Raw genomic sequence first — 11,849 nt, 5'->3', positions numbered from 1 at the left:
CAAGCATAATTAAATTGAGGTGTGAAATGAGAAAATTCGTAAGTGTACTCTTGTTCAGTTTATTTTTTCTGATTGTCCTGCCCAATGTGGGACAAGCTGCCCCGCAAACTAAAATTATATTGGACGGTCAGGAGCTTGTGTTGCCGTCAGATGTCGAAGTTGTCAATGTAAACAACAATGTCATGATTCCCATTCGTGTTGTTGCTGAGAATTTGAAATTCAACGTGAAATGGGATCAGAAGAGTCAGAATGTGAGCATTGAACAAAATGCCAAGATCCTGTCTCTCAACGTAGGCAAGAAAGAAGCTAGGGTTCAGAATGAAAAAGTAACTCTGAACACGGCACCGAAATTAATCAAAAATACGGTCGTTGTTCCCCTTCGTTTTGTTAGTGAAGAGATGGGACTGTCCGTAAGCTGGAATAACAAAGAAAAAATTGTTGGCCTGACAAGCACTGAAGTTCCTCCTGTTGCTGAGCCATCCCCTGCACCCACTGTTCCAGGCGTAGGAAATAACATCGTATGGGGCAAAGTTAATGATCTCAGCTTTGCTAATCAGCAGCTTGTTGTATCTGTTGACAAAGAGGTTACGCCACAGATCACCAGACTATCCAATCCTGATCGTATCGTGGTTGATCTGCCGAATACCACCTTTGGAGATATCGGGTCAACATTACAGCAGGGCACGATGGGTAAGCTTGATGTTAGCGGTATTTCAAATGTAACAGAAATTCGATATGCCCTTTTCAAAAATGATCCGGCTCAAGTTAGAGTTGTCATTGAGTTGAATAATTTGAGCGATGTGCAGGTCAACTCTCAATATGTCAGTGGCAAACTAATTCTTGACTTAGCGCTTACACCTACGATCGGCGTTCCAATCAGCCCCGTTGGAAATGAAGGTGGCAAAAAAATCGTTGTCATTGATCCCGGGCATGGTGGCAAAGACCCAGGCACCATCGGTATCTCCAACACACAAGAAAAAGATTTCACGTTGCCGCTAGCTCTCAAAGTTCAAGCTCTTCTAATTCAGGAGCCGGATATTGAAGTTGTAATGACACGTGACACAGACGTTTACCCTACCCGCCCAGAGCGGGTGCAGCTGGCTAACACGTTAAACGCGGATGTGTTTGTATCCATCCATGGAAACAGCGTGAAAGCCTCACCACAGACCACAGGCACCGAGACGTACTATTACAAACGAAGCAGCAGTAAAGAACTGGCAGATATCGTACACAGACATCTCATAGAAGCGTTAGGCTTTAAGGATCGCAAGGTTAAGAACGGCAATTTGGAAGTGCTTCGCAATACAACGATGCCCGCTGTACTGCTTGAAATTGGATTTCTAAGCAATCTCGTTGAAGAACAAGCAATGCTTTCCGACAGTGTTCAGAATAAAGCAGCTCAGGCTATCGTGGATGGAATCAAGGAATTTTTACACCAATCGCAATGAATAGTGAATGTAATTGAGAACTGAATGTGAAGATAAGGATGTGCTTTGATGAAAAAAAAGACAAATATTATGCTCCTGCTCTACCTTACGGCTCTATTGCTCATCCTTGCCGGTTGCGGCAATAAACCGGCTACAGACCCTGGAAATGCGGAGCCTGCACCTAATACGACTCCATCTAACGGCTCTTCCCCCTCTGCACCAGATGCCGAGAAAAAAGAATCACAGGAAATTGAAGTGGGTTATGTGGACTCGGAACTCACGCAAGTCAAAACCAAAAAAGCTCAAATTGAATTTTCAAACAATAACGAGAAATATACACAAGCGTTTGATGTGATGCAGCGCTCGGATGACCCGGAGTATATCTCGTTGTGGAGTGACATCGGGCTGGAATCACTTGAGTTTCACGAAGCAGATGGCGCACTTACATTAAACATTCATATTCCCGACGAAGCCAGGCTCGGTTCTGGCGGCGAACTTCTTTTCCTGGATACGTTGAAACAAACTATGTTTCAGTTTAAAGAAATCGAAAGCATACAGCTTCTGGTAGATGGGAAAGAAAGCGAGAGCCTGATGGGGCATGTGGAATTGGAGAATCCCATCGTTCGTGGTACGGAATAATTGGATCAGGCCTGGTAAATGGCGTCTACGAGAGCAAAGATATGAATAAGGCAACGCGTGGATAACTTCAGCGATTGCCACACTGTAAAGCGTAAAAAACCTTGCTACCTGATTCTATTCAGGGGCAAGGTTTTTCGACGATGAAACTTGATCTTTTCTAATGTGATCCGATTCGGTTTATTCGCCGGACTGTCCGGAATCGATTGGAAGTTTGCCTTTTGCCTCAAGTTTTCCTAGCAGTACCTTGATAGCAGCAAGCGTGTTGGGCTCCTGTTTACCATACACAGCAAGGGCTGAACGTACATTGTGCAAATGAAGCATCTCATAGGGATTGCCAAGAGACAGCAACGTATAACGGACTTGGCGTTGGTTCAGTTCGTTGATGAATAACTGCATCTCTTCCCAACGAAACTGACTTGCTACGTTGCGGAATTGATACGAAGCCATAAGAACATAGTCGGCCTTGTTTACGGTCTGGAGCACCGTTTTCATATTATTCGAGTTCAAAACAACCATCACCGTTTCAATGGAAGCATTACCAGCGGTTTGCTTGAGTTGCTTTTGCAACTGCTCAGCCTGATCCGCATCAGAAGCCACGATGACGACTCGATCACTGGCTCGAATTGTCTCTACGCTCTTGCCATCCGCTCCAGCCAAAACAGTAACCGCCCGCTCCGCAATGCTACGCTCCACCTGAAGGTGAGCATCAGATCCGATGATGCTTTTCAACTTATTTAACTTTTGTGTCAGAGACGGACCAGACTCAAACAGATGATATTTAGATTTTACCGTCAAAATACGTTTTACCGCCTCATGCACCCGTTCGCTAGAAAGTGTCCCGTTATTCACAGCTTGAATGAGTGCCTGATGAGCATTGGACACATCTTGTGGCATGAGCATGATGTCTACACCCGCGTCAGCGGCACGCCTAACGGCTTCCGTTTCACCAAAATGCTCACTAATCCCCTTCATCGTGAAAGCATCGGAAATAATCAGACCTTTATACTGCAACTCTTCACGAAGCAAGCCGGTTAACACCTTACGAGATAGTGTAGCTGGAAGCGGAACCGGTGTACCGTCCTTGCGTGAGGTTACTTGCTCGTTATCTATCGCCGGAAAGGCAATATGTGCCGTCATTATCATATCGACACCTTCCTTAATTACCGCCTTGAACGGTTTTAACTCCACCGCGTCCAGTCGCTCACGTCCATGTGTAAGCACAGGTAATCCCAGGTGAGAGTCAACGGATGTATCCCCATGCCCTGGAAAATGCTTCACGCCTCCAACAACATCCGACTGATGAAGTCCCTTGATCATGGCTAGGCCGAGCCGGGTTACCAGCTCCGCATTCGAGCTAAAGGATCGCATACCGATAATGGGATTGTCCGGATTGCTATTCACATCAAGCACAGGCGCAAAATTAACCTGAATACCAAGCGCTTTTAACTCTTCTCCAGTCAGTCGTCCGGCTGCTTCTGCCAGTGTAGGATCACCCGTTGCGCCTAGCGCCATCTGTCCAGGGAGATTGGTGCCGCCAGGAATACGACGAATCACCCCTCCTTCCTGATCGATGCCAATAAATAGCGGGATATCGCCAGTCTGGTTTTGGATTTGATGCGTAAACGTTGTAACTTGCTGTGCATCCACGATATTTTTTTCAAAAAGGATAAGTCCGCCCACATGCTGATCTTGAAGGTTACGTTTCAATCCCTCGTTTACAGTCGTTGTCGCTTTGCCGTTCCATTGTCTGATATCGGGCATAAGCATCTGACCTACCTGCTCGCTAACGGTCATATACGAAATGAGCTTGTCCCAATCCTTCGCCTGAATCGCCGCTTCACGTTCAAATTGAATGACACGTGCCATGAATACGGCATATTCCGCTCGTGTCACCGTCCGATCCGGTTGATACGTCCCATCTGGATAACCTCCAACGAGTCCGTTTGAACTCATAATCTGGATCGGCGCCGCCCCCCAATGTTTCTCCGTATCGGTCCACTTAGCGATCAAAGTCCCTTGTTGAAGCGGATATGCGCGCGTCAAAAAAGCTGCCGTTTCGGCCCGACTAATCGGTATATTAGGCCGAAAGGAGCCATCTGGAAATCCACCAGCCAGCCCATGCTGCTCAGCGATGGCAATCTCACGGTAAAAAGGATGATTTATCGATACATCGGTATATTTCAGCTTTTCCACTGGCTGTTCAAGCTGATCCGGATAAAGTTCACGCACCAAGAAGGTAATGGCCTGTCCTCGGGTTACAGATGTCTGCGGCTGGAACTTGCCATTGCCATAACCTGCGACTGTGCCCCTTTTGGCCATATACTGAATACCATCCTTGGCCCATTGCGTATGCTGGAGGTCGACAAAGGTGGTTTCCGCGTTGGCACTCCCCGCCCAGATCAACATAGAACCGAACGCTGCCGCCGCAATGGTTTTATACATTAAACGCAATTCATTTCACTCCCTGTTTAATTCAATAGTTCATGAAGGGTTAGACGCGAACTCCCCCGCTTTTGTTGCTCATGCATGATATAATCGAATTCATATTACTATTCGTCAAGAAAACGTCTGACATGGTTTTCGGGGGAATAAGAGTTTGGAGACATCTTATGTTAATGGTAAATATAGTGCTTGTTATGTTTTTGCTAGGTCTTCTTCTTGGTTTTGTTGGCGCAGGCGGTTCCGGTTTCATTATCTCGATCCTGACGGTTGCATTCGGATATCCTATTCATGTTGCTCTCGGGACGGCGCTTGCTGCGATGTTTTTTTCCTCGCTCTCGGGTTCAATCAGTCATTACCGGGAAGGTAATGCAATGCTCAAAACCGGTGTGATCGTTGGTCTGGCCGGTGCAACAGGAGCCTGGGTCAGCTCAGGATGGTCATCCTATATTCCTGAGGATCGGCTTGGTATGCTGACTTCTTTTATGCTTTTTGCATCAGGACTCGCGCTGTGGCTTCGCTTGATTCTTGTTTCGCGGCGCCCTGCTGGTTCTGAAATACCGACTGTCATACTCGGAAAAGGTCTGCGTTACTGGGTATATGCGTTATTGATTGGGGTAGTTACAGGTATGTTATCCGGACTGTTCGGTATTGGCTCCACGCCCTTTATCCAATTAGGACTTATGCTGTTGTTGAATATGCCTATGAGATATGCCGCTGGAACAACGATGTTGGTCATCATTCCCATAGCTTTAGCAGGCGGAGCCGGATATATGAGGATCGGTTATCTGGACTTGCAGTTGTTATTGCTGGTTGTAATCGGCACGATGTCCGGTTCATACGTTGGAGCGAAATTTACGAAACGTGTGCCTGCACTATGGCTGAAAGTGAGTATGGTCGTGACTCCGATGATTGGAGCAACTATATTATGGCTGTGACTTTCTTGAAGCGTTCTGTGTAAGGCGTGCTAGATGTAACGAAGAAGTTCATTGTTCAATTAAAAAAGGATGTCCCCTAACATCTCGATGATGTGAGAGACATCCTTTTTCGGGTTTCTATTTAAAAATACTAATCTATCATTGATACCCTATTAGATTATACACGCTGGAGATGGGTATCCTTAAACTCCGTTTCATATTTCAAACCAAAACCAAACATGCGATCCATACCAATGTGAGCGATCCAGATGAAGCTGATCAACGTCAGTACTTCCATTTTCAACACGTACCCCGCTGCCAAAAATACCATAGGAATAATGTACGTATGTCCCACATTGTAGATTAGTGCGCCCAGTTTATTGTTAGCTACGTAGCCAATCATGAACACATCCGGGACGAGAAGCAACAGCAGGAAGAGCCACCAGGAGTAATCATTGTAAAAGTAAATCGTTGTCGCTGCTGCGAGCACCAGCAAACCCTCTAATCGAATCCATAATCTAGTCATTTGGTTTGATCTCCTTTGTTTAAATGTAATTTATTTTGATTTTCATGTTCTCCATTGGGAGATTTTATTCCACTTAGCATCCACCCGACGCCCTGAGATACCTGTTCGTGTGAGAGCGGCTGGGCGGACAGCAATACAGGCGATTGTAACGTTAATCCGTCGAACACAGCTTGAATTAAGACTGCGAAGGTTTCTTTTTCACCTTCGTCCAGAGGCAGATCCAACCGATCAATGATTAATCGAATACCCGATTTCATCTCTTGATAGAGCTTTACTAACTCGTGCGCGAGTTTCTCATTACTGACACTTTCCGTCCAGAGACTGATTAACAGTGTAAACCACTCCGGGTTTGTTTTACGAAATTCAACGACGTGTTGCAACGCTTGCTGGAGCAATGCTGCAGGTTGTGCTGACATATCCAATTGTTGCAGTGCTTCCTTCATCCCGCGGTTAATCATCCATTCCCGCACAACTTCCACCAGAAGTGTTTCCTTCGTATAAAAATGGTAGCCGATCAGTCCCTGTGCCACCCCGGCTTTAGCCGCAATTTCTTTCATGGTAGCTTTGGAATAGCCTACCTGACCGAACAATGTAAAGGCCGCTTGTAAAATGGCGTTTCTGCGCTCATCTTGATTTTCGGATTGTTGCTTAGACATTTAATTTCAACTCCAATACTGTTTGGTTGAACAGTCAATTTATGTCCTTATCTTAAAACTGTTTGGTCGAACAGTCAACATGTTTTTTGACATTTCAAATTGTATGTTGCTTCCAAATGAATATGTTATACTATACACGTTATATTAATGGTTTATTTTAGGAGGTTTTAAAAATGATGAGCAGTGTGGGATTTCCAGGTATGTTATTTGCAATAGTCTTTCTGATTCTAGTGATTATGCTGATTCGAAGAATATTGAAACGATGAGAAAAACAAACTTTATTAACATGGCTTACTTCCGTGAATACATGCTGTTAAACATGAGAAAGCGTTGTTTGCCATAACAACGCTTTCGAGATATAAAGTGTCTCATCAAGTATTGCAAGAAGTGCTAACACACCGCCGTTCCCTTCGGTAACTTAACTTATGACTTCACCTTGAAAATCTTAATATTTACACCGCCGTCCGCCGGATAACCCTCACCAATAAGCGTATCCACGTTCAAATATGATAACGCCTGACTGTTGGTTATAATTCGAGGTGAGGTGCGAAACAGCATGTCACCCTTTACTTCTCCGATATACCCATTATTTTCGATGTACATCTCACAAGCTTGCCCCGTATAATCTTGTCCCTGTAACATATATCTGGCTGACAAGCTGTGACGTCCTCCCGCTTTTCCAATAATTTGTGTATCCACGCCTCCCTCACGAACGAAGCCTTCGAAACAGGTTCCGGTGACATGTCCAGTAAACGTAATCATCACTACTGAGTCTCCCTCTGCGCTTTTTAGCTCAATTGAATTTTCAATCTTAACGTGCACAGTAAACAACTCTTCCATCTCTAGCTTCGTCATCAATCATTGTCATCCTCTCTGTCTGTTTTTTCGTGATTCTACCCATGTATTGACCCTACCTTACTTGACTTCGTCAGTTACTTAAGGACTCCTGCTAACAAGCGAGCTAATGAACAGCTGCTCTATGAAGCCTAACAAAAAAAGTTGCCAGAATAGCAACTTTGAGAGGTTGAGCATATATTTTATAAGGATTGGAAGCAGACGCTTATAAAAGAACAATATATTACCAGACTTGATCCAGCTCAGGATGAAAGAAGGCATAACCACACTTTCCATTTTTCTTGATTCTGTACATCGCCATATCCGCCAGTTTGAGAAGTTCCGTTGCATCTTGTCCATGCTTTGGAAACAGACTGATGCCAATACTGGCAGACAGATGGATCTCAATGGCATTAACATGAATCGGAGCTTCAAACGCAGCAGTCAAGTTCCTGGCAACGATCTCCGCATCATCATCTTCCTTAAGCTGGTTCAAGATAATGCTGAATTCGTCACCTCCCAGTCTTGCTACGCAATCCGTACTACGAATACTGCCCTTCAATCGACGGGAAACTTCCATTAACACCTGATCACCTATATCGTGACCATAGGTATCATTAATCTGTTTGAACCCGTCCGTATCGACATACATTACTGCAAACCGCGACTCACTTCTTAGCGCATTGCTGACAGCCCATGCAAGACGATCTTTAAAGGCTAAACGATTAGGAAGACCTGTCAAGGAATCGTGCAATGAAAGATGTTTGCTGATTTTCTCGGAAACTTTGATCTTGGTATACTCCGTATCCAGTTCCTTAATCAGGTTTTTGAGTTTGTACACGCGAGTGCTCATATTGGTTGTGTCGCTAATCTGCAGCAGTGCATAACTGTGATCATTTTCATAAAGGGGTTCAACATGCAGATTCTGTCTGTAAAAACTCTCATCTCCTCCATCCTTCGGAAGGACAAAAGATTTATGTAAAGCGCTGGAGCAGAACCTGCTCTGCCCGTGATACAGCGCATTTTGTATGATGTTCATATACATATTAGCCTTGAATCTGGGGCAAATCTCGAGCAGGTTTTTACCCAGCACGTCTCCAGCGAGCATACCTGTTAAACGTTCCAACCAGCCATTCCACACGAGAATTTTCAATTGTTTGTCGACAATCATAATGCCCATTTTGGTTTTGTTCAGCGCCTGTACAATGAGATTATCCATGGTTATCCTCCCAGTAGAGCATTTATCTTATCCAGCAGACTGGAGATGGAATCCATGCTCAATGCAATAACGATAATTCCTTTTATATCTGTATCCGCAAGCAAAAAGGAGGTATGCAACACCAATATGTACACTTCATTCTGAAGCAAAATTTGCGGGTCAGTTCGTGTAACATGAAGCAGCTCAATATCAGGCAGTACATACTCCAGCTTTATTTCGAGAAAATTTCCGAATTCGCCAATAATGGCATTGAGCAGCACATTGCTGATTTCCTGCAACACATCGAGATCCGTATCCATTAATAGACAATCGTTTGCATCCACGTTCTCTGTCAATTCTCCGAGACACATATTCGCTAACACTTTTGCCTGCTCGGCAGGAAACATCAGGAAAGCTTTGCCTTGGAACTGATACCCGAACTGCAACGATGACCGAAAGAGATGGCCTTCCGCAAATAAAATGTTGTACCTACGATCCTCGGGGTCTACTTCTTTAATGGAGATCAGCTCAACCTCGGGGATATTGAGTACAATATGTTTGTCTACAATTTCCGATAACATATTAGCAGCTTGTCCGACGTAAACATTGACAAGTTCAGTAAGCAGATCTTTTTGTAGCTCATTCAGCATAACGTGCCACCTGAATCATTTGGAGCAATGTACCTGCTCTTTCTGCAGTTAAAGGTTTATTCAGGAATCCTGAAATGCCCAGCTCCTCCACTTCCTCACGGGTAGCCTTCTGAATATCGGCAGACAAAATAATAATTTTGACATTCTGATCATTCTCTCGAATCAAACGCAACATATCCTGACCATTCAGTCCTGGCATCAAAAGATCTGTTGTTATCAAATCAGGTTTGTAATCTTGATAAAGTTGGTAACCGTCTTCTCCGTTGGTGGCCGTTCGAATTTCGCAATCGGGAATATGATCGCTAATCAACTTGCTCATCAATTTCTGCACAAAAATCGAGTCTTCCACAATTAATACTTTCATGATTCTACTCAGTCTCCTTGATAAAGTTTTAAGGGCGCAAAGATATCAGGCGCTGTAGACAGTTTCTTGAGAAGGAGCTTCGCGCACAGGTGGAACCCCTTAAAAGTGACTGACGAATAAATTAGGCAAAACAATATAAATTATAGTTACTAGAAAAATAGATTGTCAACAATATTTAAAAATAAATTAAAACGTATTCATTTGTCAATGGAAGGGAAATCCCAAGGATACGCAAAGCGATAAGTTCCATGGAAATATAATCCTGTTTGGGATTCCGATACCGGCGGACGCTAAAATTCCTGTAAACATGTAAAAGGACGAAGCAAATCATGAAATGCCAACTCACATTTCAATGATATCCTGCTTCGTCCTTTTCATATTAACCAAATCATATAGCAAGTCAGCGATATAGCGGACCATATGCAGCGCAGGCTCGGTAATCCGCATTCTCCAAGTCTTTGGTTCCAAACGCAGACCAGGCACTGGGGCGGAAAATAAGCTTGTCATCAATGTTGTGCATGTTAACTGGAATGCGCAATATGCTCGCCAAGGTAATTAAATCAGCTCCGATATGACCATAACTAACCGCACAGTGGTTGGAGCCCCAGGCTTCCATAACGCTGTACACATCACCGAAAACCGGATCATTCTCTACTAAATTCGGTACAAACCATGTTGTAGGCCATGTTGGTGTTGTACGCGAATCCAACTGCTCATGTACTCCATCCGGTAATTCCACCGTGTAACCTTCGGCCAGTTGAAGCACAGGGCCGAGTCCTTCCACGAGGTTGATGCGACTCATCGTTACAGGCATGCCTCCTCTCGTCGTATAATCTGTCGAATATCCGCCCCCGGCAAACTGATCCATATAAGTAGGTCTCCAGCGAACAGCATCCAGACAGCCTTGAACCTCGTGCTCTTCAATCTCCCAATGCGGTTTCATTACTGGTTTGCCATCACGTTGCTGCTCACCTGTTCCATCCAGTGCAGCAGGTCCAGAATTAATTAGATGTATAAAACCTGATGCTGCAAAGCCGTCAGGCTTCCATCCGGTAACTCGTTCTACAGCTTCGGGACTCCAATAGGCGCGAACATCCGCAAATATTTGAGCGGTGTGTGATACATAATGATTGAGCAGCATCGTGACTGCGTTTAAATTGTCGTTCTCCGTGGCGACCATGTAAGGCTCCCGTATGCCATTCCAGTCAAAGGAACTGCATAGAACCGCTTCAAGCACATCTGCACTTGGCTGATAATCTGTCCACTCCCGCTGTCCCTGAAAGCCCGATGCAATGGCGTTATAACCGTAAGCTTCTTCCTCATATCCCATTGCAGCAAGTTTAGGATTCCCTATCATTAAATCTCGTACGATCATCGCCATACGAATCGAGGTCTCCCACGCTTTTGATTTTCCCTGCAGGCTAATTCGAACAGATTCAGGATTAGGGTCAGGCCCTTCCTGACAATAACGTGTAACCCAGTCCAGAGCAGTCTGAAATTCCTGCTTATCATAGATATGCTTTTCGAGTCTGCGGTTAACCTCCGTCATATCCACGTACGCATTTCTCATGCCCAGATAACGCTGGTAGAAATTTTCGTCAACAATGCAGCCTGCAATCCCCATCGAGACAGAGCCGATAGATAGATATGATTTGCCTCGAAGTAACGCCACCGCCATAGCTGCACGGGTAAAACGAATCAACTGATCCCGAACATCCACAGGCAGCTTGCGTTCGTTCTGATCCTGAATGTGTCTGCCATAGATTTTAAAAAGCGGTAGTCCTTTCTGGTTATGCGCCGCATGAAGCGCAGCCAGGTAGACTGCACCGGGGCGCTCCGTGCCGTTAAATCCCCAGACGGCGTGTGGCAGCGTCGGGTCTGTCTCGATCGTTTCTAGCGGATAACACCAGCCACTTGCAACGGTGAGTAACACACCGACACCTTCCTTGCGGAATTGCTCGGCACATCGTGCAGCTTCTGTTGTACCAGAGATGCAAGGCTCGAAGATAACGACCTGTACCGGAGATCCATCCGGATAACGAAGAACGGCCGTGATTTCAGCGGCGGCTTCACGCGCAAGTTCCATCGTGCTTTCTGCCAAGGCTTCCTTTACAAGCTTGCGGCGGTCCACGATCGGGCGTATACCGATTTTGGGAAAGCCGCCTTCATAACGATGTGAATAATCTTCGTTCATCACAA

General features: G+C 45.1%; 11 protein-coding genes. 3 read left to right on the top strand and 8 right to left on the bottom strand.

Annotated elements, in window-relative coordinates; genetic code table 11:
• Positions 1–26: 26 nt before the first annotated feature.
• Both MHI38_RS01950 and MHI38_RS01945 read left to right on the top strand, forming a co-directional pair.
• Positions 27–1,448 carry an N-acetylmuramoyl-L-alanine amidase gene (locus tag MHI38_RS01950; protein WP_154889025.1) on the top strand — a complete coding sequence of 474 codons (1,422 nt, stop codon included), beginning with the start codon at positions 27–29 and terminating at the stop codon, positions 1,446–1,448.
• Positions 1,449–1,496: 48 nt separating this feature from the next.
• Complete coding sequence (locus MHI38_RS01945; protein ID WP_154889027.1) at positions 1,497–2,066, top strand: GerMN domain-containing protein; 570 nt, start codon at positions 1,497–1,499, stop codon at positions 2,064–2,066.
• 177 nt (positions 2,067–2,243) lie between these two features.
• On the opposite strand, the gene MHI38_RS01940 is transcribed toward MHI38_RS01945, so the two are convergent.
• Positions 2,244–4,508 (bottom strand): glycoside hydrolase family 3 N-terminal domain-containing protein, encoded by a 2,265-nt coding sequence (locus MHI38_RS01940; RefSeq protein ID WP_341180881.1) that lies wholly within the window; start codon positions 4,506–4,508, stop codon positions 2,244–2,246.
• Between the two features lie 167 nt (positions 4,509–4,675).
• Between MHI38_RS01940 and MHI38_RS01935 the strand changes: the two genes are divergently transcribed.
• On the top strand, positions 4,676–5,443 hold the full coding sequence (locus tag MHI38_RS01935; protein ID WP_308721813.1) for a sulfite exporter TauE/SafE family protein: 768 nt from the start codon (positions 4,676–4,678) through the stop codon (positions 5,441–5,443).
• Between the two features lie 157 nt (positions 5,444–5,600).
• Here the strand turns inward: MHI38_RS01935 and MHI38_RS01930 are convergent, their stop codons facing one another.
• The 7 genes from MHI38_RS01930 to MHI38_RS01900 form a co-directional block, all read right to left on the bottom strand.
• Entirely contained in the window at positions 5,601–5,948 is a 348-nt protein-coding gene (locus MHI38_RS01930) for a DUF4260 domain-containing protein (protein WP_154889033.1), read from the bottom strand.
• Positions 5,945–6,604, bottom strand: a complete 660-nt coding sequence (locus MHI38_RS01925; protein WP_308721815.1) for a TetR/AcrR family transcriptional regulator — start codon at positions 6,602–6,604, stop codon at positions 5,945–5,947. Before MHI38_RS01925 ends, MHI38_RS01930 begins: the two co-directional genes overlap by 4 nt.
• A 423-nt stretch (positions 6,605–7,027) precedes the next feature.
• The gene (locus tag MHI38_RS01920) at positions 7,028–7,459 is read right to left on the bottom strand and encodes a DUF3237 family protein (RefSeq protein ID WP_341180880.1); all 432 of its coding nucleotides are present in this window, start codon (positions 7,457–7,459) and stop codon (positions 7,028–7,030) included.
• Between the two features lie 223 nt (positions 7,460–7,682).
• Positions 7,683–8,657: a sensor domain-containing protein gene (locus tag MHI38_RS01915; RefSeq protein ID WP_341180879.1), complete on the bottom strand. Its 975-nt coding sequence runs from the start codon at positions 8,655–8,657 to the stop codon at positions 7,683–7,685.
• 2 nt (positions 8,658–8,659) lie between these two features.
• Positions 8,660–9,286: a chemotaxis protein CheC gene (locus tag MHI38_RS01910; protein WP_154889039.1), complete on the bottom strand. Its 627-nt coding sequence runs from the start codon at positions 9,284–9,286 to the stop codon at positions 8,660–8,662.
• Positions 9,276–9,650: a response regulator transcription factor gene (locus tag MHI38_RS01905; protein WP_090915992.1), complete on the bottom strand. Its 375-nt coding sequence runs from the start codon at positions 9,648–9,650 to the stop codon at positions 9,276–9,278. The genes MHI38_RS01910 and MHI38_RS01905 overlap by 11 nt, the downstream gene beginning before the upstream one ends.
• A 400-nt stretch (positions 9,651–10,050) precedes the next feature.
• A complete protein-coding gene (locus tag MHI38_RS01900; RefSeq protein ID WP_154889542.1) occupies positions 10,051–11,844 on the bottom strand; it encodes an L-fucose isomerase in 1,794 nt (597 codons plus the stop codon).
• Between the last annotated feature and the right edge of the window lie 5 nt (positions 11,845–11,849).

It is taken from the genome of Paenibacillus sp. FSL K6-1558 (assembly GCF_038002565.1).
In the GTDB taxonomy this organism is placed as follows: domain Bacteria; phylum Bacillota; class Bacilli; order Paenibacillales; family Paenibacillaceae; genus Paenibacillus; species Paenibacillus polysaccharolyticus.
This window is presented reverse-complemented; position numbering and strand designations above follow the sequence as displayed.